The following is a 22,903-nucleotide window of genomic DNA, read 5'->3' as shown; positions in this document are numbered from 1 at the left end:
GTGTTGTCGGCGTTTGAAAGTTGATTGGCCAGTCCAATCGATCATTGAGGAAGGATAATTGTCGTTCATAAGTCGATATTGCGCATAAAAATGTAAACAAGACTCTGATTGAAAGCTGTGCTTACAAAATTTAACCGTGCTGTAGCGGCTGAAAACGCATGAACGCTCTCTACACTGCCATGGGCGATGATCTTTCGAAGAGGGTTGACGCTCTTTGGTGGCGTCAGCGGGCTTTAAGCGCTCAATCGCTTTTTAGCGCCAAACGCGGAGTTGGCCGAAGGAATTAAACCCCGGTGCTCTTCCCAAAGACACCGGGGCCGTTCAACGCAATCTGGTCACGTCTCCATCCGCTTTGAACGCCGAAAATCTAATCGCCTTGAATCCAGATTCCAACCCGCCGCTTATCTGAAAACATCGAAGACCCTTCAGTAGAATGCTGATCTCGGGTTAATCCGTTTTGGATCTTCAAACAATTTTAGTGTGCCATTTGCGGTGAGAGCGTAGCGAACGCCGCCGGCCGGAGGCACCCGCGCTCTCATATCGCGCTGTAGGGTTGCCGGAGGCCCATTAAGAGAGGCGAGATGGCTTTGGTTAATAGAACGGGTGAGTTTAATCCATGTTACTGAAAAGGTAATATTTGATTACCGGCTGGATGACTTATAAGGGAAATTATGGTCCTCAACTCCAAAGAAAATGGCATATACGGCGGACTTTTCAGGCAGAACGTCTGTTTATGGGTTGTCGGAATGAACCAAATCGGTAACATTCGTTGCCGTCGAATACCAAACTTTGAGGAGAATGTGACCGGGTAAAAAAGAAAAACCGCTCCCGAAAAAATCCGGAAGCGGGGTGCAAATTTCAAATATTCCGTAAAAATAAAGTCGCACTCCCAACTTCCAAAGTCAATACAAAACGCTTTTCGGCGAACGGGAAAGCTTTGCCTGGTCCCTAAGAGGAGACGAGGAGTATGGTGGAAGCCCTACAGCCTGTGCGGCGGGTCGGCCGCAAACAGACATCACAACGAACCGAGTTTCGGCGGCTGGCTCAGACTGCGGAAATTGGAACGGTGACACGCGGCCAACTGATCGGACTTGCGCAGTCACTCCCTTGCCTTGGCCTCATCAATGGCACAGAGGCGCACTTGCTTGTTGTACTGATCAATACGGCTCCAGCAGAGAGCTATGACAAAGGTGGCCGACCGATCGTGTTCAAATCCAACGCTGCGCTTGCGTTCGAAATCGGGCGATCCGAGGGACGTGTCAGCCGTGTGTTGTCCCGGCTGTTTGATGCCGGTGTTATTACCATGCAGGATAGCGGCAACTATAAACGCTATCCGGTGCGTGATGGGGACGACAGTATTGCCGACGCTTGCGGTATCGATCTGCGCATTCTCATTGCCCGCTTCGTGGAACTCAGTGGAATGGTACGGCAGGCAAAGGCCGAAAAGAAAGCACTCAATGCGAACCTGCGCCGCTATCGCGGTGCTGTTCGCAATCTGCGTTATGCGCTCGTCTCTTTGGAGGAACTGCCCGCGCGGCTGCGCGCCATGATCGAGCAGCGTTTCGCGCGTGTTCTTGATGCCGTAGGCATCGCGACCAAGGCATCCAGCAGCGTTCTCAGCCGCGCAACAGGCTTAATTGAATGGATCATCGAGAGGGTAATGCAGCTGCCTCACGGTGAGCAGCCTTCCGCGAGAAACGAAGATTCGACACGCCCATATGTCGAAAACGACATGCACAAACAGATTACAAACCCCTATTCCCTTGAATATTGTAAAGATGAAATGCGTTCGGCATACGCTGAACAACTCAGTTTCTCTAAAACCGGCTTCGCCGGTAGGAAAGCTCTCGAGAAAAGCCTGGGGCGCGATACGAGCCAAGTCAAACAACCGCACCACCCGCCACAAACGTTAGTTGCCCTGCAGGATCTTTTACGGGCACTACCGGCACTGACGACTTACGGAGTATCGCGCCCCCGCACCTGGGCTGAATTGGCCCGGCTCGCTCCGCAAATTTGCCGCATGGCGGGCATTTCCGAAGATGCACGCCGCCGCGCTGTCGATCAGATGGGAGAACAGGCCGCCGCTATTGCCATCGCGATCACGCTGCAGAAGTTCGACGAGAGGCAAGTGAAATCGCCGGGCGGCTATTTGCGCGCTATGACAGCGCGCGCGGCCGCCGGCGAACTGCATCTTGCGCGATCGGTTTTTGGGCTTGCTGCCCGTCATAGAATGGAAGGAATGCAATGATCTTTCGCTACGCTTTCGCCGCAGCGGTTGCCTTATGGCCGCAATCGACGCTTGCGAAAGGGAGGAGAGCGGCTTTTTGAGCGGAAAGACGTGGTCATGCAGCCTGGTTGCGCGCTGATCAGGCTGAAGCGATGTTGCGCTACTTGCCGGGAAACCACGGCATCAACATTGCCGAATACGGGTATGCCGAGAATGTGGCACGCGCGCGGTTGTTTCTAATCTGGGCGGAGGACGTAGAGAGCCCGCATCTCTATCGACGGGCCCATGCCTCCAGCTAAGTCCGCCCGTGCATAGCCATATTGGCATTGTATGATGATCAGCGTAGAGAACCGATACGGTTATCAAAAATTGCCAAGAATACATGAATCCTGTTGAAATTGTGCTGTATCCGGCTATCATGCGTGGCAATTTCGGTACTGTGTCAACGGTCCGTGCCGACGAGACGAATTGCCATATTGGCGCATAGAGCACGCCTCTAATTCGGTTGCTTTTGACGCTCGTTCGCACGTCGACGCGGTTGCCGCAAAGCGGGAAGCCTGAAAAATTTCCCCGCCTGCGGCTCCTCGCGCGACAAATTTTTCGGCCCTCGGCTTCCTCCGCTGCGCTCCGGCTCAAGGATGCAACACCGCTTACCGCCGTGCCCGTGAACGATCATCGCAACCACATAGAGGAGTGAATACCATGACCAACGAAATCACCAACTTCATCCAGTTCGATAGCGAAGACCTCGACACCGCTCCCGGCAAAGGCCGCATCTCGACCCTGACCGACGACATCGACATTGAGGTCGTGCCTTTCAATTCGGAAAACCCGGACGCTCCTACGCACCGCGTTTTCGCGAAATCCCCACGTGGCTTCAATATCGAGGTTGGCGGGATCTGGAAAAAAGAAAAGGCCGATGGCGAAGGCTTCAAACGCAATCTCTCGATCCGCCGCCTGAATTACAATGCCAACCTCGGGCGCTTCGGCGGACAGGACGACCCAAGCCTTCAGGCCGTTCTCGAATGGGAACCGCGCAATTGATAGCCCAACAGCGCCCGGCCAAGTGCCGGGCGCAACGCATTGAAAGTCGCGAAAATCCCTTTGTTTTCTGGATTTTGGTCGCCTTTTGTGCTAGTGTTAACTGCAACAGGAGTTTTGAAGATGAACGTTCATGCCCCCCGTCCGGATCGATCTCCAGAAGCTGTTGCCAGGCGCAAAAAAGCTACGGATCAGGCGCGCGCCGCAAATATGCGACAGGGCTATATCCACGATCCACTGTTGGAAGAGGCAACAGCGGCCTATGTCGCCGGCGATATCACGCGCGACGAATACAGAGATCGCGTCGTCCGCAAACCGCAGTAGTTCAACCTCAATATTTTTAGTTTGACGCCGCCTGCCTTGAGCAGGCGGCTTTTCATTGGTTTTCGCCATGGCTGAAACGGAATCCAACGGTTCCTATACATATCCGAACATATCGGGCGATCCGGACCGCAGGGATGTGCTGCGCAACAAACTTGGGATCCAGTCGCATAAGGAACTACGCGTCGAAGAATATCGCGCGGCAGCTTTCCGGATGACTGAAATTGCCGAAGGAGACGGCCCGAAAGGGATTTTCGACGCGCAACATCTGAAGGCCATTCATGGTCATATTTTCCAAGACATTTATGAATGGGCCGGTCATACCCGCGATGAAAGCCCGGTCGTTGACGGCCAGAGAGTGGAGCTGATTGGTAATCTGTCGAAAGGGGGAACCTCGTTCCTGCACGGTTCACGTATCGAGATGGGCTTGGACGAAGCCTTTAGACCCATCAGGAATCCCGAGATATTGCGTGGATCGTCGGGCGAACAGTTCGCCGAAATCGCTGGAAAAGTCTTGGCAGAGTTGAACTATGTGCACCCGTTTCGAGAAGGAAACGGACGGGCCCAGGAGGCACTGCTAGCATCCATCGGTCGCGAATATGGTCATGAGGTTGACTTCACGGTCATCACCAAACCGCGCATGATCGAAGCATCGATCGCGACGACCAACGAGCCCTCCAGTCCGGCGATGAAACATATCTTTGAAGACGCGATCGATCCTAACCGGCAGGAAGCCATAAAAGCTGCATTCGTCGATTTGGAAATGCGCGGTGAGAATGCTTTCGAGCACAACGTGCGCACCGCCAGGCCGGGCGAACAGATTTCAGGTCAGGTTCTCGGGCACGATATCCGTGTTGCCAGCCTTGTTACCGACCACGGGATTATCGCCGTCGATCGCGCCGACCTTCCAGAGCGGTTGCCCGATGACGATACCGAAATCACATTTACGGCTCGTTCTGACTTCTCCCGCTTGTCCCACCCGGATCAGGTCAGAAATGCAGATAATCCCGCCGTCGAGCGAGTGTCACCAGAGCAGAAAATAGCCGCGGACCCGTCCCGGCTTGCGGAGCTGTCGGCGCAAAAGCAGCCCGAGCGGAATTCCGACGACCGCGAACGATAAGAGGTACAATCCTCCGCGCCGAGAGCCGGTCCGTTCGCTTCGGTGAGTGACATTTAGGCCGCCACACTCGTTGGCTGATTGGCGGACAAGCTGCGATAGCCACTCGCCCATGCAACCGCTTCGCGGTCCTCCACACCTGTTGCGGCCCAAAGGGTGCATGGTCTCGTCTCGGCTATCCCCGTTTCTTGCCGTCAACCAACGAATGGAGACGGCCATGAACAACGTCAGCGACACCTATCAACGCATCACAGACCTCATCATCGAGCAACTGGAAGCCGGCACCAAGCCCTGGCTGCGGCCTTGGCGCGGAAATACCCGCCCGACCTCCGTCATCCCGCGCCGATCCAGCGGCGAAGCTTATCGCGGCATCAATGTTCTCATGCTCTGGATCGCATCGCAGATGAACGGCTACGAGGAGACCACCTGGATGACCTATCGACAGGCGAAGGATCTCGGCGGTCAAGTCCGGAAGGGCGAACGTGGATCGCTCGTCGTCAAATACGGCACATTTACGCCCAAGGATCAGGACGCCGATGACGACTGTTCGATCCCTTATCTCAAGAGCTACACGGTATTCAACGTCGAGCAGATCGAGAACCTGCCTATCGAATATTACAGCCCGGCCGAACCAATGCCGACGACGCCCGTGCCGCACAATGAAACCGTCGATAACTTTGTCCGCCAGACGGGTGCTGTCATTCACTACGGCAGCACGAAGGCTTGCTATCGTCCTGGACCTGACGACATTCTCATGCCCGATCGCGAGCGTTTTTTAAGCGACGTCCACCTTTACTCGTCGCTTCTGCACGAAATAGGTCATTGGTCAGGCGCAAAACATCGCCTTGATCGCGACCTGTCTGGCCGCTTCGGTACCGACGCTTACGCGGTCGAAGAGCTCGTCGCAGAACTGTCTGCAGCATTTCTCTGCGCTGACTTAGGCGTGTCCCATGATCCTCACGAAAACACAGCCGCCTACATCGAAAATTGGCTGGCCGTCCTGAAGGCTGATAAACGCGTCATTATCACCGCTGCAGCCAAAGCTCAGGCGGTTGCCGATTATCTGCATGGGCTCACATCGATACACAGACCGGAGGTCGCGTAAGCGACCTCGATGTCAAACAGGTCTTTTCTGCCGCATCGGATCTGACAGAAATGACAAGATTATGAGATACTACTGTGTTCTGGAGCGAGCGGTATTATAAACGTCGCCACGCTCACGTTTTCCAACGGCCACAACCAACACCGTCACAGTGTCGTCGTTGACGGAATAAACCAGCCGATAGCCCATTTGGCGAAGCTTGATCTTATAATGATCGGGCATACCATGAAGTGAAGCACTCACGACGCGGGGCGTTTCCAATCGTTCGCGTAGTTTCCTCTTCAATTGCTGCTGGATCGTCGCGCCGAGTTTATTCCATTCTTTGAGAGCCGATGGCAAGAATTCAAGCTTATAAGGCATCGATATCGACCGAAATTCCTTTTTCGTCGGCTCGTTTCCGGATAATCTCAGTGAGGCGAATATCGTCCAGCTGTTCGAGCATGGCTTCATAGACGCTAGCGGGAACCATATAAGCCATAATTCGATTATGATTAAGAACGGCCACAGCCTCGCCGTTAGCCTCGTCCATTACTGCGGACGGACTTTTTTTTAGGTCAGAAACGCTGACCGCTATATTTGCTTCCACACGTTGCATAACAAGTCCATATCAAATTAGGTATGATATTTAGTACCATATTAAGTAGGGAGGCACAATAGCCAACCCGATCCTCCACTCGGTGATTGGTTCTTAGATCGCGCATTTCGAGCAATTGTCGGCCATTCGCAATAGCCATTGCTGGCTACGACTATATAATTCACTCCGCGCTTTGCGGTTTGGCGTCGACTTGGCTTTGTAGGTCAGCCATTTTTTTAACCAACGATAGCAAGTCACGCGTAGTGCTGTGCGGGAGATCAGCCACCAATTTCGCAAGTTCGACGCGATCCTTGGCTTCCTCCTCACTTTTGCCCCACAAATGAGGTGCTGCCTCGTAAAGCATTTCGATGGGCATAATGTTCAGAACTTCACAAATATGCACCATGCGAGTGACATGCAGCTTTGAAAACGCGCGTTCATAGCGACCATAAACTGGCGTTGACAGTCCCATCAGTGGCGCGAAATCGGCTTGTTTCAAGCCAGCCTTATCGCGTGCTTCACGCAGGTATTTCGCAAGCCGTTGATCGATTTCTTCAAAGGTACTTATTCCGTCGAAGCCCGGACGCCTAAAGACTGGCTTATCGATCTCCGGATCATTGGTTTTTTCCAAAGAATGTTCATTAGCGAAATCCAATGCCTCACGATTCACGCGGAAACCCCTTTTGCCTGCCGTGCCACAACAGCGATCATTATCACATTTTCTGAAAATAGCAGCACTCCAGAGGTGGTGTTCGCTTGTTTCAACGCGCGTTTATATCAAAATGAAGCAGGAGAGCGATTTCGGCGTCTTGTGTTTGGGACTTCCAATGCCGACGTTGTCAGCATCGGTTATCTGGATTTCACCGCCACAAGGCGCCAATCATTGGCCGCCCTCTCGAAGACTGCTTCGATAAGTTTGGTCTCGTTCAGCCAGCTTAGCGATGTTGACAATTCGCATGCAGCGGTCTGCTCTTTGATTAGAATACAACGTCGCACTGACACTTTGGAAGAATGGCCGTATCCGGCGTAATTCCAGTTCGATAATCGAAATAGCTCTGTCTTGGCTGTTTCGTCATCAGGCCAGATGGTATCGTAGCTTTGCTTTGCCACGCTGGCGATTGTCGGTTCGTCATTGTGAAGATCTGGCTTGGTGTGTAGGGATGGAGCAATATAGATCCCAATGGCAATTCCGAGCGCTATCCCGACGAGAAAGCTTCGGCCATGCATGATCAGTATCCGTTATCTTTGAGATATTGATCAATTGCGTCGCGGAGTATGACGGTCATTTTGAGACCGTTGTCGTGTGCTGCTTTCTCAAGACGACGTTTCGTTTCATAATCAAGCGATACGTTGACGAAATGTTTGCTTTCACGTTCACGGGCTTTGCGAAGCTCGCGCAGTCGGTTACGGGAGTCTTCCCGACGGTTCGCATTTTCAATTGCACTTGCGCGGTGTTGTTCCGGCGTTGTCTCGAGGGGTTTATCCTGCTTTTTCTGACTTGCTGTCGCGGACGCCGATTCATTTCCAACTCTTGTCGCACCTTCGTCGTGCGCACGATAAATCGGCGGGGAAGAAGCAGTGGCCTTATCCAGATCGTCAGACCGTTTTCGACGTTCCGCGACAGGGAAATCAGAAAGAGAGATTTTTGCCTTAGCCATTGATACTCCCCGCTTCATTCGTCTTTTTAAGTTGCTCCAACTCCTCGACGAATGCATTCACCTCCGCTCTGGCCTTGAGAACCGGTTCACTCGGTTCCAGCATTTGTAGTGTGCCAAGACCGCTGCGGATTTCTCGATAGCAATTTCGTTCGATCAATTCCGTCTCGAGAAGTACGGAATTGTATCCGTGTTCGTTCAAATTTTGGACGAAAGGGCGAATGATCCGGTATTCTTCGAGGTGCCGATTGACGATGGTGATGCGCGTTCGCAGAACTGCTTGAGGGATACTACGGTCAAGAACGTCCGTTCGCGTCGCAATTGCCTCCGCCGCTTCACCAACTGCTTTAATCTCGTCTTGGGCGGGCTGAATGGGCGTGATGACGATATCTGAATGGTCGATTATCGTATCCATCACAACACTATCGACGCCAGGCGCGTCGATCAAAATGGCGTCATAGTTGTCCTCCTGTGACGCCATTAACTTCTCTATATTGTTTTGACGAAGTGCCGTCGCCAGTGAAATCGACGCCGGTACATTGTTCTTTGCCTCGCACCGCTTCCACCACTCGGCTAAGTTCTGTCGTGGATCGGCATCAATTAGCAATACTCGTCGATTTTTGAGTGCGAGTTCACCTGCAGTCAAAATGACTGCGGTCGTCTTCCCCGCTCCACCTTTACCGCTTACCGAAGATATTCGAAGTGTCACGCTGGCCCTCCAGTACCTAGATAATGCTGGTTATCCTTGTGTCGATTTATTGCCCGAAGCGTCGGCAAATGCTGCCCATACGGCGCAAGAATAGATGTCAAGATAAGGTAATTTCACACGATGTGACAAGACTCATTGAAGCATGTGACACACCATGTGTTCACATCAAATAATCACATCACTCAATGACTAGAGTTTGGGAACATGTTTCTCCCAATCGAGTGTGAACCCCGGAGCCGCGCAAGAGCCGTCTGTGCCGCTCGCACGCAGTCCGGCAAGGGCGAAGAGCGTAGCGTCCCTTGCTGGCGAGTACGAGGGGTACATAAAGGCGATTAAGGCGGTCTGGAGGTGAACCCTGGTGAGCGTAGTTCCTTTGAAACGCCGGGGCGTAGCCTCGGCGTAAGGGGCGAGCGGAGCGAGGCCATGTTAGACGAATATTAAACGGTTCTGCTCGTAATTGGATAGGCAGGATACGGAAAAATGTGCTACACTTTTCCTAATCAGTCGCGAAACACGTCCGCGATCATCGATTGCTGCGCTGAATTGGAGCTAACAACGCCTATGAATGAAGCAACTTCAGAGGCTATGAAGGTCGCAAAACCCAAGCCGCAAACCATTCATAGCCGTGTTTCGGCGGACGAATATGACGCGATCGACGACGCCGCGAAGGCAATTGACATGACGACGAGCGCATTTTTCAAGGCCGTTTTGCTGCAAGGGGCGGGGAAAAAGCCGATCTTCAACGACGACGACAGGGCCCTTTTGTCTCTCATGCTTGAGGATATGCGCATGATTGGCATCAATCTCAATCAGGTCGCTCGAGCGCTGAATGGCGGCAAGTCTGTTTCAGATAGCGAGGTCCGCATGGTGGTGGGTGACGTGCAAAAGATGCAGGTTGCGGTTCTCAGTGAACTGAGACGCGTCACCAAGCGGTCAGGTTACAGGTACCGCAGCAAGGACTAGCGACCATGGAATTCTTTCTCGGGGCCTTTGAGAGCGAATGGGAGCAGCGCCGTGCGGCGTTGCTGCATGAACTTTCACTTGGTTCGAGGGCAGCAAGTAGCGCCGAGGAAGAAATGCGCCGGAGGTTGCGCGAATTACAGATCGCAGGTGGTGCCGCTGCAGCAAGTGGCGGCTCAGTGCCAAAAATGCGCAGGCGATCCTCGAGAGCGCTGACAAGCGCAGGTAGTGCGTCAAACAAACAGGTTGCTATCGCCAGGCCGATGGAAACACGTTTGGCCGCAGTGGCAGCAGGTAGTCAACCGGCTGTAGTCAAGATGGCGTCGTATGGTGGCGGTGCGCGGTTCGGCGCGATGGTCAATTACGTTTCGCGCAGCGGGGAAATACGCGTCGAAAAGGAAAACGGTGAGCGCCTTCAAAGCCGCGGGGAACTGGCCCGGTTACGCGGAGAATGGGAGCCATTGTTTCAAAATCGGGCCGAGAGCAGGGATATTGGAACTTTCCGGGTGACGATCGAAGCTACCGGTTTCGCAACAGAAGAAGCGTTGCACCAGCTCGTACGCGATAGCCTGGCGAGCGCATTCGGTAATCGCAGCTTCGCTTATGCTGTTTCGCAGCCATCACATGGCGTCTTAGACGTTGATGGTGTGGTGGTGTTGCGCAACATGGAAGGGGAGCGGTTGACCGGCGACCCGAAGGCGGCGGACATTATTCAGAGGCGTTACAACGAAAGCACAGCGTCCGAGCAGGCGAGGGCGCGGTTCCGTTTTACCGGGTACGGAAATGGCGTTGAATATGGCGCCGCCAAGCTGAGAAATCTGGTCGAGGATTATAAGGGCGACGCTCGCGATGATAAGGGGCGTGTCGTCTCTGATGCGCGTTCCGCCGGCGACCTGGTGCAAAAGCAGTGGCGTCGGGAGTTGCATAGCCGTAAGGGCAGGGATGTGATGCATGTCATCATGTCTGCCAAAGCTGGAACCAATGTTCAGGCTTTCGAAGGCGCTGTTCGGGATTTTCTGGCCGCGCAGTTTGAAGGACACCGCTACATATTTGCGATGCATGATCCATTCAGCGACCCGAAGGAGATGGGGCAGGGCGGAAAGCGACCGCATATCCATGCCCATGCCATTATCGCTATGCGTTCGGATGCCGGTGATCGGGTAGAAACCTCGCCACAGGTTTTTCGCCAGTGGCGCGAGCTTATGGCTGAAAAGGCGCGTGAGCACGGTATCGCCATGGAAATGACGGACAGGCGCGAGTTTGCAAATGCTCCAGCCTACACGCGCAATCAGGTGCGGCCGGTTAATCGCGAGGGACGAACGGAACATGAGGGGACGAGTGCGGCAGCTCAATCGCGCTATGATGCCAAGCGATCGGGTCGGCGTAGCGTGGCGCGAAGTGAGCGCAGCTGTCAATATACTGTAAAGGTAACGCAGAGTTGGGAGAAAATCGCAATGGCAAGCGGCGATCGTCAGATTGCCTCATACGCCATGCAGCAAAGAGACATTGTTGTATCAACCAGTTCGCTTCAATCGGAAGATAAAACTTCTAACATCGTTCATGCAGATTTCGGGTCACATTATCGCACCAATTTGGTAAAGTTGAAGAACATCATTTTGGAGGGTGAAAAAGTGCGCGAAATGTCGAGAAGCGATTTTGAGGCTTATGAGAAAGAAGTTGAAACAGCCTTGTTCCGGCTTGGCCGCAATCTCGGACCTGAAGATAAAGCCGATCTGGATCAGGTAGCGCAGTATACGCGTGAGCACGTCAATCTAATGCGCGAGCATATGGAATTGACGGAACAGCGTGGAATGACCGCTGAAGCGCCGTCTCGTGAAAGCGAGCAGGATAGCCCGTCGATGCAGATAGCTCGCGAACCCGATTCAGAAATTGCAAAGCCAGCGCATGTTGTCGTGGAAGCCGAGCAGGTTTGGTCATCGGCTGATAATGTGAACGATCCTCATTCCAGTATTGATGACGAGGAGAAAGCGGCGGCAGAATCCTACCGGGCCGAAATGGATCGTACATTCCCGGATGGAATCACGAGCCGATACTACATACGGGAGGATCACGGCGGGACGCAGCGTGTATTTGCCGATTCAAAGGGTGAGCGCGAAGTTTTCCAGGACAATGGAGAGAAGCTACGCGCTAAATCGTTCGATGCTCAGGGCGTCCGGTTGATGATCGAAACAGCAGCGCATCGCGGCTGGACGAGCATCGAGATAACGGGGAGCAAGGAGTTCCGCCGTGAAACTTGGCTGGAGGGCCAGGCGCACGGAATTTCGGTCAAGGGCTATCAGCCGACCGAACTGGATTGGCAAGATCTGGCTCGCCGCGAGCAGTCCTATTTGCGTAATGAAATTGTTCCGATCGAGGGCAGGGCGCTGGATGCGGCTCACCGGGATCAGGAGCAATCTGCAGGTTCGGATCGGTCGAGCAAGGTCGATAGAGAGCCACAGAATGCAGATAATTCCGGAACGCCGCACACCAAAACCGTCGACTATAAGGAGGGCGTTCAGGGTATCCTCATCGAGACAGGCGAGAAGCCCTATCAGGATAATGAAAAGAACGAGCCATCGCCGTTCGTTGTCATTGAAACTGCCAATGGCAATCGCACGGTATGGGGTGTCGGATTATCGGATGCGTTGCATCGCGCGGGCGCTGATATTGGCGATGATATTCATTTGCGGTCCACTGGTACGGAGCGCGTCCTGAAAACCGTCATACAAGAGATCGACGGCCAGAAGCATCGCGTCGAACAAATGGTCGATCGCCGGGCATGGGAGGCGAACGTGCTTGAAGAGCGGGATCGGACAGATGAAAAAGTTGAAGGTTCCAAACAACTCGATAATCGGGTTAATATGGAAACAAAGGCGGTCGTGCGGGATGGAGAGACAGCCCGTACAGATCCTCCGCAACAACAGGTTCCGCGATTGCAGGAACTCGAGCAACAGCAGCAACAAAAGAAGGAACGCGACGAACACGAGCGTTAGAGGACGATGCGACACGATTATATCTATAATTCACCTCCCGATCCGAAGGTCGACGACGCTTTGGCAAAATTCTTTGCAATTTTGTTCTGGCTCGTCCTTGGTTTGGTTGCGATCGTGTACGTTGCTACTGTCGTGAGAGCCTGGTTCAACGCAGCAGTCGCGTGGGCAACGCATATAACCGCTTACGTTGCGAGCTTTTTGCCGTTTTGAAAGCAATACAAATTACATATCAGCTGGGCTCTTTTGCTACCCGGCTTTTTTGTGGTTAAAATTAGGTTTGTGCGGGGTTGCACAATTGTAGTTTTTAAACTACATAAATCCAATGATTGAGTTGAAGCAGACGGCCACCTTCGTTAAATGGGAAACCCGTTTGCGCGACAAACGAGCCAGGACCATTATCGCGGCGCGGTTGATGCGGCTCGCTGAGGGGTTGCCTGGAGACGTTGAGCCAGTGGGCGATGGCATCAGTGAACTGCGTATTCATTATGGCCCCGGCTATCGGATCTATTTTCAAAAGCGCGGGAATCTTCTGATTGTATTGCTATGCGGCGGTGACAAGGGCTCACAGAGCCGTGATATTGCTGCTGCCAAGAAGCTCGCTATTGAATGGAGTGAACAAGATGACTGAAAAACTGACCTCCTATGATCCAGCGGCTGCTCTGGTCGATGATGAGGAAATCGCAGCTTTTATGGCGGATGCTTTTGAAACGGGAGATGCGGCCTATGTAGCCAAGGCGCTTGGTGTTGTCGCCCGCGCCAAAGGCATGACTGAGATTTCACGCCAAACCGGACTATCCCGGGAACAGCTTTACCGCTCGTTCAGCGGACGCGGGAATCCAACTCTGAAGACAACATTGGCGGTTATGCGTGCGCTCGGCGTTGACATGACAGCGAAGGCTCATACTTCACAGTAAGGGCAATCGTTACTGAATAGTCTCCCTTGTGAGCGGCAGCCCGTTAAGGCTGTGATCAGTCTCTGAATTCGTGGATGACAACGAACTCCCCTCCTGTTGGACTGGCGTCCCCCAATTTGCCGTTCACGCTGTATGCCACGGACGGCCGACTCGGGGTCGATGGCCGACTGTCCACTGCTAGGACATCCAACACCGAAAGCGGACGTCACAGTTTTTGCCGCCAAGGTCTGGGATCGGCCCGAAGCGGACATGACAACATTGGTGTTATGTTCTCCCCCAATACCACTATCAACGAGCGGACTTCACAAAACACCTTATAGTTGAATAAACTCAAATCATAAGCTAATGGTCTCCTCCACCCGGGGGAAAGAAATGCGAATATCATCGATTGAAATCAGCAATTTTAAAGCAATTGCGACCGCTAAATTGGAGCTATCTGACTTCAACGTCATAGTGGGCGCGAACGGCTCCGGTAAGAGTTCCGTACTTCAGTCAATGCATTGGATGTTCCAGTCTGGACGTCATCCCATTGTATATGCCCGGTCTAAGTCCACCGACGGAGTGACGCTATCTGAGAAGAACGCAAACTATATGCCGTCCCCTGATTATAAAAATGCTGGAAATGCGGCTGAGTACGGAAATAAGACTGGCTCTCCCCAGCTAGACATGGTCGTCGCGGCGAAAATGGACGATGATAGCGATGTAAGGGCAGAGCTATGGATAAAGTCGGCGCGTAACGAGGGCTTGCTGGTACATATACCAAGCAACAACAGTTTTGTTGCCCGATTGCGCGACCAAAGCAGAGAGTTTAGCGCTTACATCCCTGGGCTCGCAGGAATTCCGCTCAGCGAGGAAAAGCGGAGCCAAGCGATTGTGCATCGCCTCGCCGCAGGCGGTGATGCCAACACAGTCCTTAGGAACGTCCTCCTGCTTCTCAAGAGCCGTGAGATTAATGGTAAAAATGGCCTCAACCTTTTAGAAGACTACGTTGAGAAGGTAATCGGAAAAATTTCACTGGATGTGTCTTTTCACGACGAATATGACTCGACGATTACGGCACGCTTCCAAACTGCTGACATGCTAGCGGGTGAGAAGCGCTGGAAAGCTCTTGAACTTGCTGGGATAGGTTATCTGCAGGTCATTCAGATATTTGCCTACCTTATCTATTTTCGGCCAGCGATGCTGTTTGTAGATGAGCCGGACGCTCACCTCCATCCGACGACGCAGGAGCGCCTCGTCCCAGTGCTCGTGGCCGCATCGAAGGATACAGACACTCAAGTTGTCTTGACCACTCATAGCCCATCAGTTGTTCGAGCTTTACCCGGTAATGCGAACGTAATCTGGATGAAGGACGGCAAAGTCCAGAAAAACGGAAACTCCGAAGGCCGCCAGATGATGGGTTGGGGTTTGCTCGATAGAAAAATCCTAATGTTGACGGAAGACAAGGATTCCGGAATGATCCGGTCTCTTCTTGCGCAATGGCCTCATCTGGACCGAGCTGTCGCAGTTTGGCCGTTACGAGGATCAGGAAAGTTACCGGAACCTGAGGTTATTAGAGACTTTATTGACCTAACTGCGGGCAGCATGAAGGTCGTGATACATAGGGACCGCGATTTTCTTATGCCGCAGGAAGTATCGCTTCTTTCAGAGCCTTACGAAAAGTTGGGACACGTATTTTGGGTTACTAAACATTCGGACATGGAAGCTTATTGGGCGAATCCAAAGGCTATAGCGGGCCATTTCGGGATTTCTGAAGAGAATGGGGCGCAGGTTCTGGCAGAAGCGCTTGCCTCCGCATCCGCAGAAAACGCGGCGCTTATGACGCGACGTCGCAAGCGGAATGACGCCGCAAATAAGTTCAATAAGAAGGGAAACTTGCCAAATTTCAGCGATGCAGAGGTCGAGAGGGAAGCCGCCATCCATGGCGAACAGTATGCAGTTTTGGGAAAAGACCTTCGAGGTGCAATTAGAGCTGCCGCGCAGCGGCACAAATTGGCGGGCAGTGCAAGTTTCTCGGATATAGTGCCGCAGGAACTCGCGGGACAAATGGCCGATGAACTTCGCAACCTCCTTGATGATCTGCTCAGGGCGTAAAGTATAACTTTAATAGGTTCCAGTAAATCTATGACGTCCGCTTCTGGCGCAATCCGGTCGCCCAGCCGTGCTTCTGGCGACGTCTGCTTTCGCGCAGCGGCCAAGCTGGTCTGTACGGCCGACATTACGCGCAAAGCTGCCGAAATTCGAGGGCAAATTCAGTGGCAGCTTTTTCATCTCGAGCGGTCAGAAGCGTCGAGGCGAGTGCCCCAGTTTTGCCCCTGAGCTCGGCGCGATTGCTGAGTTTCACTCAACTTCTCGCCTACACGCTGCGGTTACTTTCACAACGTGACATTGGTCATCAGTTCGAGATCTTCGGGATCTGGCACTGTAGCGTTGAATATGTCGAGATAACTTTTCCGCTTTCGAGGCGATGCACCAGAGGCTTCGACTTTCTCGTTAACGGCCTTCAATAATCGCTCTGCACTCGGTTTTAGATGCGCTTCGACCTCCTCAATCCGGTCATTGATCTCGTCTGGTGAAATTGCAGTCTTCGTGTCTTTGCCTGTTGATGGCAATTTGACGCTCAGATTGACCGTTCTGTTATTTGCTTGCTGCGTGACACCAGCTGCAGGAATCGATGGGGAGTTAGTTTCAACTGCTTGATGCGGAGCTTCCTCATGCTTTTGAGATCGAGAGGGCAGGGGCGTAATTGTCTGCTCAATGGCCGCCTGTTGCCCGTCACTCGCGTATTCGCTTGTCAGTGCTGGAACTGGCCTATGAGGTAGATATTCAATCGTCGGCACATCAGGAACGTGCGATTGCGAATAAGCTTCAGCGGATTTAAAGGGTTGGGTGTTGAAAAATCGCAGCTTGTCGCCATAGATCGGTCGTTGTCCTTCAACGAGCAAGATCATCTTGCTTTCTGGCATTTGCCGCACTTCTTGCGGCATCATCAAATCGCGTTCTCGGATTTGCTCAACTTTTGTGCGCCGAGGTAAACCAAGAATCTCGATGGTGCGGGATTCCGACTTGTAGCGGATGGTTCTTTTTCCGAGTGCACGGGATGCATATTCCGCCGTGGCCTGATCGTTGGCACCTAGCACCAGCTGATAACCACAGTTGCCGAGAAGGGAGTGACGGGAAGTCTCGCCATAAATCTCGTCGAGATTCTTGAGATCCTGAATAATGATAGCTAGCTTGATATTATAACCAGCCACATACGGAAGCTTCGTCATAATCTCATCCATCTTTTTAAGCTGTCGAAATTCATCCAGCAAAAAATAGACGGGAAGGGAATTGGGATCGTGTTCCAGAGTCAGAATGTTCATGACCTGCTGCACGAACAATGTGAGAAGTGGGCGCAGGATCGTAATATCGGTGATATTGGGTGCGAGATAAATCGAGATAGGCCGTCGTTTCATGGCGGCGATATCCATGTCGGTTACTTCTGTCGCGGCTACAATACGTTCATTTCGGAATGGTCTAAGCGCGTTCTGGATATCGAGGAGTGCGGATGCTGCCGCCCGCTCTGACAATGCAAGAAATGCGTTAAAGCTTTCGACCGTATATTTTGAAAGGTTCGGCTCTTTTTCCTTGATGAACTTGATCTGCGCCTGAAGATCAACACCACTGTTCACGAAAGAAACGACTTCGCCCAGGTTACGCCGTCCGTGATAATAGGGGCTCTCCAGAACATAGCTGATAATTCCGGCTACGACTTGTTGTGCCAAGCCCTGCCAAACTGAGTTTTCAGAGCCTAGATTCTCAGGGACGAGAATGCTGGCGATGTTCTGAATATCCGTAGTGCGATTGCCGCGCTCGGGGCGCACAAAATCGAGAGGATTATATCGATTTGTCCTCTCAGAGCCGGGGGCGAAGAGGAAGACCTGGCTACCGTTCTTCTTGCGATACCCTGCTGTCGCTTTGAAAATTTCGCCCTTCAAGTCGGATACGATCATTGACCCTTCATGCATGAGAGCGTTTGGAATGACATAACCCGCTCCCTTTCCCGATCGTGTAGGGCCGATTATCAGATGATGGCGACTGTCGGCTGCTCGCAGCACATTTCGGCCGAACCGACCGAATATGTGCCCTTTCTTGCGGAACCACTTGCCGCGACGAAGGCCCATGACGTCCTGGAAAGCTGCATCGCCCAAGGGGTTTTCGTAGCTTCTGAGACCAAGATAGCCCGCAAAGACCGCGGCTGCGATGGCAGGCAATAGGGCCCCGATGGCAACGCGCTGCAGAGTTGAGTTGGACGCATAGGCCCAGACTTGCTGAAGCGGAGCAAAAGGATTCTCGGTGATGGTAATATTCAAAATTCGGCTGTCTTTATAAATGACTCCGAGTACGACTCCATAAGCCAAGGTCCAGACCAAAAATGCGATGCCAGCACAGAATATTAGATAAACCGCTTTGTATCCCTTGCTCATGGCTCCTCGTTTCGTGCAAAAAATATCTCCGATACGCCTCGTTTTCCGCCGTCTCGGCGTAACTGGATGACAATGGGGATGACCATTCGAATATATGACATGAGGTCATGCTTCGAATATCCGCCCGATAGCCCGGCTTGTTGCATCATCATGGCGAGCTGTTCATAGGCCCCTTGCGGAGTATCTGCATGAACAGTCGACATAGAACCTGGATGACCGGTGTTAATGGCACGAAGAAATGAAAACGCTTCGGCGCCGCGGATCTCACCAACGAACAGACGGTCAGGACGCATACGAAGGGACGATTCAAGCAAGTGCTGAATTGTAACGTCAGCCGTGCCCTGTCCGCCTTTCGAGGCTAACAGATGAACGCGGTTCTCCTGGGGCGGTAACAGTTCGCGGGTGTCTTCCAGCGTGATTATCCGTTCCTTTGGATGGACAGAATTCAGGCAGGCATTCAGAAAGGTTGTCTTTCCCGATGATGTACCGCCGCTAATCAGGATCGAAACACGTTGCGTGATTGCTGTGTTGAGAAAATCGAAAATTCTGTTTTGCTTCAGATGCTCGATCAGCAGTCGGTCAATATCACTAAGCCCACCAACAGCCACGGAAACCTTGTCCAGCGAACCGCTATCCCTGTATTCTTCCAAGCTGAAATTGCTAACGACCTGCTTGCGGATCGATATCGAGCCGCCATCCGGTGCAGCAGGTGGAAGAACCACCTGAATGCGCTCGCCAGTCGGAAGCGCTGCGCTCAGGATTGGCGCGGATTTACTGATAAACTGATCAGTCGCACCCGCAACGCGCTCACCGATATTCTGAATCTCCGCCGATGAAAGCGCATGAACCTCGTGGAACTCCATGTGATCGGCACCAAGTCGCTCGATATAGACGTGACCTGGTTTGTTGACGGCTATTTCCACGACCTTTGGATCGTTGAGAAATGGCCGCAGTGGCTCAAGTGCTCGATCTAAAAAGTAATATCTGCTTTGTGTGGCTGCTGCCGCACTATTTGCCCCTGCGTTCACGTTGAATTTCCTTCATCGCTTCTGTTACGGGATCGTCGTACATGGCCGAAAAATCGAGGTCCTGACGCACGAATATGAAGATACGTTCGCCTTGATGGACGCTGATTGTTGGTTTGATACGCAAGTTCTCGCTCAGAGCGGTATTAGCCATTTGAGAGAATGTTTCGGCGATTGTTTCGCGGGCTAGTTCTTCACCCCGTTTCGCATCATCGTTGTTACGACCGAAGGCTTCACCGCTGCCAAAACCTGTCAGATAGCTTGCGCCGGCACCGACCACGGATAACATGATGGAAGCCCCGAACCGTTCACGCCATTTTTTATCGACGATACCGGTCAAACCGGAACGGCCGAGGCTGTCAGTTCCTACGGAATTCAGGCGCACGCTTACACCATCATCTCGGAGCAATCGTGTCCAGACTACGAAAACGCGGGTCTGGCCTGTCATGACGTCACTTTGATATTCACCAATGAGGCGGGTGCCGGTCGGAATCAGAATGCGACGACCATCAAAACTGTAGACGTCTTCTGACGTGATGGCGCGAACCTGGCCTGGCAGATCGCTTACAATCGAGGTTTCGAGAATACCGGGTATCATCGTTCCTTCCGGCACAACCGCGTCGATGCGCTTGATTTTCGTAGCCTTGGCATTACGGTCGGCCATTGCCGAGGCCGTCGCCAGAAACTTGCTGTTTCTGTTTTCGCCAGCAACAATCGGTGTTCCTTCGCCACTATCGCCACCAAGACCGCCATTTGCTCCGCCTGATCGCGCTTTATCCATCTGAATCAGCTTCGATTTGAACCTGTCTGGAAACTCTTCAACGATCTCCGGCGTGGGTGCCTGATCGGGTTCCTTCACCGCTACTGTCGGCGGAGGCGGGGGAGGGACGTTAAATGTCGTGGTGTCGACTTTCTCCGGCTCCGGTGGCGGTGGAGGCGGCGGGATATTGATGATGTTGGGCTCGATTGCTGTAGGAGGCTGATCCTGGTCGCGCACGAAAGACGGCGGTCTGAACGATGTGGTGCTGAACTCCTCGTCACCGCGCACGAGATCGCGCGGTTTCTCCGAAGGTTGTTTGAGGACAAAATAAGCCATAGCTACACCTGCAAGCAGAAATACCGCCATCGCAGCCGTCTGATTCCGCTTTGCATTCTTGTTGCTGACTCCGGTGTCATCGGCAGACGCCAGTGCTTCCAGTTCGGGAGACTGATTCATCAGTTGCCGCTCCTTCTCCGCTTGGTTGCCACTTGATCAGGCGCAGGACCCATGATGTCGGGATCGGGTGCGCCAAAATCCGGCTTTCTAAGGTTGAAGATGCAGATCCACTGATCACCGTCGCGCAGCGTGTATTGAGTTGCCGTTCCATCCACGACCAGATATTCGCCTTCCTTGCGGAAGTTACGTAATGTTTCGGAAAAATCGCTGTTTACTGCAAAGATTGCTGGCGTCCGACCAGTGAATTTGAAGAAGGTTTTCTTGCCATCATCGAAAACCATTGACGGCTTCAGTTTTGTATCTCCCGTAAACGAATAGTCGATATTGACGTTAGCCTTGTCGATTTTAGAGATATTCGGGTTGGCAGCGCGATATTCAGCCTCTTTGCGCATCGCTGCATTCAAATCCTTCTCGGGGTAAATGAAACGGACGCCAAAGACTTGTCTGCCCGCATCGGGCGCATAATCGTGCAGTTCCAAGAAATAGATACGCTTGGTCGTGACAACGTTCATGTTTGTAACGACGTTCTTAGCCGTCGGCTTCACAAACAGAATGTTGCCTTTTTCGGTTGGAGCAACCTGCCAGCTCTCTGTATCGCCGAGTGAAATCGTCTCAAACTTTTCATCTTCATCGAAGATGATCATTGTCGATATGCCATACGTCGCGGAGATTTTAACGACATTGTTAGGCTGGTAGACGACACTGGTCACACGTGAATCGAGCGATCCAGCCCTTGGCGTTTGTGCTGCGTGGGCGTGCGAAAGGATGGCGGCGGAGAACGCCGCCGCTAAAGGCAAGCGGTTTCTCATCCCTTGCTCCCTTCCGTGACGGTTTCCTGATCCCGCCTGTAATTGTAAACCTGGAAGCCGAGGGGATTTTCAAAACGCCATTCGTTTGTGGCGGGTTCGTCCGTGTAGCGATAGCGCACGACAGCTATATAGTGTCTGGTGATGGCATCGGTATCGGACTTTTCAGTGGTTGAGAAACGAACAAGAGCGGTTGAATCGTTGGGGAAGGTGACAGACTTCACATCGACAAGCACACGCTTGTTTTTCCCGTAGACCTTCGCCGGATTGTTCGGATTCGCAGCGCTATATTGCTCTTGCAATTCGCGAGCGGCATCACCTGTCGACAATAGTGCCGCCGTGCCAAAGTTTGTATCGATCGCGTAAGGATCATAGCCTTCGCGCGTCCTGATATACCGAACGACGTTGGCTTGCGTGATTGCGCGTGAATCGGTCAGATTTTGCGCTTTTGTCAGTCCGCTTTTGGTTTCGATGTAGCCGGTAGCCTTGTCTACGACGACAATCACAGGCTCGAAAGATTTTAGCGGAACCAGCATAACGAGCGCGAGCAATGCGAAAAGCGCGACCAGCCCGAATATGATGGTTACGAACCATGCCACAGCCTTTGAACGTTTTGCTTTCCGGACGATTTCGTTCTCCCAACGATCACCGTCCTGAAAATAACTTCTCAATGCAGCTTCTCTGGAATCCGTCATGATCTGGCCTTTACCTCTTATGAACCTGCAGCATCAGCGAGGCAGGCTGTTGCTGCTTATTCGGTTTTGCATTGCTTCTTTTGCGCCCTGGCTTGTCGGGGAAATCGAGCCCCCGCCGCCGCCAAAACGATTGTAAAGTGAACGTCCGCCTCGGTAGCTCGCACCGATCCCCTTGAAGCCAGCTCGCGCAATCTGCATTGGGGCGGTGACACCGGTCATGCGAGCAATCCGTGTGGCGGCAGCGCCAATTCCAACGGCCAAGCCTCCTGCAATGCCCTGAGCAAGGACCTGGATGTTCAACAGGACGAAAGCGCCTGCGAAACAGAGCAGGAGGAACGCTGAAATATCACTCAGCGTAAGGCGTCGCTCCGCGGCGGCAGCAGATACCTTCGTCAGTTCAGGATCCATTGCGGCAATAAGGAAGGCGGCTACGACAAACACGAATAGCGGGATCAGTGCATATAGAAGAACTTGTTGGAACCACGCCTGCCCAAGACTGCGCGATTGTTCAAACAACATGCAGGCGATGAAGATAGGTGCGGCTCCGATCAGCACCCACAACATCACCTTGGCAAGCACAAGAATTGCGAGAGCAACGGCGATAAAGATTGCCACACAGGCCATAATAAGAAAGCCGACCATAGAGGGCAAAACTGAAAAATAGCCCGATTGCTCAGCAAACGCGGAAGCCGCCTCATTCGCGGTTTTCCAGATCATGGAAAGACCATTTGTCGGTTCGGTAATTCCCGTCCCAGTGGCGGTCAGGATGGCGCGACCTACATCTTCAGGGGTATTGTTCAGCCACTTATAGAAAAAATCGTTGAAGTATCCCCAATTGCTGATCAATGCCAGAATGAAGACCATGCGGAATACGCGTGTAACAATTTCAGCCACGCTAATCCGCGAAGTCCCCATTATTACCTGGATACCGTAATATCCAACATAGGCGATGAACATCACCTTGAGCAGCGGCGTGATTTCAGAGCCAATAATATTGTAAGCCTGCGATGAAAAATTCTCGCCGGAACTATCAATTCTCTCCAAAAGATCGCTCAAGAAATCATGCATAGCGACCCCCG

The 22,903-nt window shown here is 52.7% G+C and carries 22 protein-coding genes; 10 read left to right on the top strand and 12 right to left on the bottom strand.

Annotated elements, in window-relative coordinates:
- Positions 1 to 967 precede the first annotated feature (967 nt).
- From repC to ABWW11_RS21300, 5 genes are all read left to right on the top strand, one after another.
- Complete coding sequence (gene repC, locus ABWW11_RS21320) at positions 968 to 2,248, top strand: plasmid replication protein RepC (protein ID WP_247997958.1); 1,281 nt, start codon at positions 968 to 970, stop codon at positions 2,246 to 2,248.
- A 681-nt stretch (positions 2,249 to 2,929) separates the two neighbouring features.
- Positions 2,930 to 3,271: a DUF736 family protein gene (locus ABWW11_RS21315; RefSeq protein WP_247997957.1), complete on the top strand. Its 342-nt coding sequence runs from the start codon at positions 2,930 to 2,932 to the stop codon at positions 3,269 to 3,271.
- A 120-nt stretch (positions 3,272 to 3,391) separates the two neighbouring features.
- Positions 3,392 to 3,592 carry an antitoxin VbhA family protein gene (locus tag ABWW11_RS21310; RefSeq protein WP_128095055.1) on the top strand — a complete coding sequence of 67 codons (201 nt, stop codon included), beginning with the start codon at positions 3,392 to 3,394 and terminating at the stop codon, positions 3,590 to 3,592.
- A gap of 67 nt (positions 3,593 to 3,659) precedes the next feature.
- Positions 3,660 to 4,709, top strand: a complete 1,050-nt coding sequence (locus ABWW11_RS21305) for a Fic/DOC family protein (protein WP_247997956.1) — start codon at positions 3,660 to 3,662, stop codon at positions 4,707 to 4,709.
- Between the two features lie 214 nt (positions 4,710 to 4,923).
- The gene (locus ABWW11_RS21300; RefSeq protein WP_319080617.1) at positions 4,924 to 5,811 is read left to right on the top strand and encodes an ArdC family protein; all 888 of its coding nucleotides are present in this window, start codon (positions 4,924 to 4,926) and stop codon (positions 5,809 to 5,811) included.
- Between the two features lie 69 nt (positions 5,812 to 5,880).
- Here the strand turns inward: ABWW11_RS21300 and ABWW11_RS21295 are convergent, their stop codons facing one another.
- From ABWW11_RS21295 to ABWW11_RS21270, 6 genes are all read right to left on the bottom strand, one after another.
- Positions 5,881 to 6,168, bottom strand: coding sequence for a type II toxin-antitoxin system RelE family toxin (locus ABWW11_RS21295; protein ID WP_353411521.1), 288 nt, complete (start codon positions 6,166 to 6,168; stop codon positions 5,881 to 5,883).
- Positions 6,158 to 6,403, bottom strand: coding sequence for a type II toxin-antitoxin system Phd/YefM family antitoxin (locus tag ABWW11_RS21290; protein WP_128095071.1), 246 nt, complete (start codon positions 6,401 to 6,403; stop codon positions 6,158 to 6,160). The genes ABWW11_RS21295 and ABWW11_RS21290 overlap by 11 nt, the downstream gene beginning before the upstream one ends.
- 160 nt (positions 6,404 to 6,563) lie before the next feature.
- Positions 6,564 to 7,052 carry a helix-turn-helix domain-containing protein gene (locus ABWW11_RS21285; protein ID WP_319080616.1) on the bottom strand — a complete coding sequence of 163 codons (489 nt, stop codon included), beginning with the start codon at positions 7,050 to 7,052 and terminating at the stop codon, positions 6,564 to 6,566.
- Between the two features lie 179 nt (positions 7,053 to 7,231).
- Positions 7,232 to 7,609, bottom strand: a complete 378-nt coding sequence (locus tag ABWW11_RS21280; protein WP_319080615.1) for a hypothetical protein — start codon at positions 7,607 to 7,609, stop codon at positions 7,232 to 7,234.
- Between the two features lie 2 nt (positions 7,610 to 7,611).
- Positions 7,612 to 8,040, bottom strand: coding sequence for a ribbon-helix-helix protein, CopG family (locus ABWW11_RS21275; RefSeq protein ID WP_319080614.1), 429 nt, complete (start codon positions 8,038 to 8,040; stop codon positions 7,612 to 7,614).
- Positions 8,033 to 8,746: a ParA family protein gene (locus tag ABWW11_RS21270; RefSeq protein WP_319080613.1), complete on the bottom strand. Its 714-nt coding sequence runs from the start codon at positions 8,744 to 8,746 to the stop codon at positions 8,033 to 8,035. The genes ABWW11_RS21275 and ABWW11_RS21270 overlap by 8 nt, the downstream gene beginning before the upstream one ends.
- Positions 8,747 to 9,307: 561 nt before the next feature.
- On the opposite strand from ABWW11_RS21270, the gene ABWW11_RS21265 reads away from it, so the two are divergent.
- The 5 genes from ABWW11_RS21265 (at position 9,308) to ABWW11_RS21245 (ending at position 15,707) form a co-directional block, all read left to right on the top strand.
- The gene (locus tag ABWW11_RS21265) at positions 9,308 to 9,709 is read left to right on the top strand and encodes a plasmid mobilization protein (protein WP_319080612.1); all 402 of its coding nucleotides are present in this window, start codon (positions 9,308 to 9,310) and stop codon (positions 9,707 to 9,709) included.
- Between the two features lie 5 nt (positions 9,710 to 9,714).
- Complete coding sequence (locus ABWW11_RS21260) at positions 9,715 to 12,699, top strand: LPD7 domain-containing protein (RefSeq protein ID WP_319080611.1); 2,985 nt, start codon at positions 9,715 to 9,717, stop codon at positions 12,697 to 12,699.
- 322 nt (positions 12,700 to 13,021) lie between these two features.
- The gene (locus ABWW11_RS21255) at positions 13,022 to 13,327 is read left to right on the top strand and encodes a type II toxin-antitoxin system RelE/ParE family toxin (protein WP_138787539.1); all 306 of its coding nucleotides are present in this window, start codon (positions 13,022 to 13,024) and stop codon (positions 13,325 to 13,327) included.
- Positions 13,320 to 13,613, top strand: coding sequence for an addiction module antidote protein (locus ABWW11_RS21250; RefSeq protein ID WP_138787540.1), 294 nt, complete (start codon positions 13,320 to 13,322; stop codon positions 13,611 to 13,613). Before ABWW11_RS21255 ends, ABWW11_RS21250 begins: the two co-directional genes overlap by 8 nt.
- 372 nt (positions 13,614 to 13,985) lie before the next feature.
- Positions 13,986 to 15,707 carry an AAA family ATPase gene (locus ABWW11_RS21245; RefSeq protein ID WP_319080610.1) on the top strand — a complete coding sequence of 574 codons (1,722 nt, stop codon included), beginning with the start codon at positions 13,986 to 13,988 and terminating at the stop codon, positions 15,705 to 15,707.
- A gap of 281 nt (positions 15,708 to 15,988) precedes the next feature.
- On the opposite strand, the gene ABWW11_RS21240 is transcribed toward ABWW11_RS21245, so the two are convergent.
- Genes ABWW11_RS21240 through ABWW11_RS21215 form a run of 6 tightly spaced genes read right to left on the bottom strand, consistent with a single transcriptional unit; the run spans position 15,989 to position 22,892 of the window.
- The gene (locus ABWW11_RS21240; RefSeq protein WP_319080609.1) at positions 15,989 to 18,082 is read right to left on the bottom strand and encodes a type IV secretory system conjugative DNA transfer family protein; all 2,094 of its coding nucleotides are present in this window, start codon (positions 18,080 to 18,082) and stop codon (positions 15,989 to 15,991) included.
- Entirely contained in the window at positions 18,079 to 19,110 is a 1,032-nt protein-coding gene (gene virB11, locus ABWW11_RS21235; protein ID WP_319080608.1) for a P-type DNA transfer ATPase VirB11, read from the bottom strand. The genes ABWW11_RS21240 and virB11 overlap by 4 nt, the downstream gene beginning before the upstream one ends.
- Positions 19,091 to 20,323 carry a type IV secretion system protein VirB10 gene (gene virB10 / locus ABWW11_RS21230; RefSeq protein ID WP_319080607.1) on the bottom strand — a complete coding sequence of 411 codons (1,233 nt, stop codon included), beginning with the start codon at positions 20,321 to 20,323 and terminating at the stop codon, positions 19,091 to 19,093. The genes virB11 and virB10 overlap by 20 nt, the downstream gene beginning before the upstream one ends.
- Positions 20,323 to 21,132, bottom strand: a complete 810-nt coding sequence (locus ABWW11_RS21225) for a TrbG/VirB9 family P-type conjugative transfer protein (protein WP_319080606.1) — start codon at positions 21,130 to 21,132, stop codon at positions 20,323 to 20,325. Before ABWW11_RS21225 ends, virB10 begins: the two co-directional genes overlap by 1 nt.
- Complete coding sequence (locus ABWW11_RS21220; RefSeq protein ID WP_319080605.1) at positions 21,129 to 21,824, bottom strand: VirB8 family type IV secretion system protein; 696 nt, start codon at positions 21,822 to 21,824, stop codon at positions 21,129 to 21,131. The genes ABWW11_RS21225 and ABWW11_RS21220 overlap by 4 nt, the downstream gene beginning before the upstream one ends.
- A 33-nt stretch (positions 21,825 to 21,857) precedes the next feature.
- Positions 21,858 to 22,892: a TrbL/VirB6 family protein gene (locus tag ABWW11_RS21215; RefSeq protein WP_319080604.1), complete on the bottom strand. Its 1,035-nt coding sequence runs from the start codon at positions 22,890 to 22,892 to the stop codon at positions 21,858 to 21,860.
- Positions 22,893 to 22,903: the final 11 nt, after the last annotated feature.

This window comes from Brucella sp. NBRC 113783 (genome assembly GCF_040372265.1).
Taxonomy (GTDB): Bacteria; Pseudomonadota; Alphaproteobacteria; order Rhizobiales; family Rhizobiaceae; genus Brucella; species Brucella teleogrylli.
This window is presented reverse-complemented; position numbering and strand designations above follow the sequence as displayed.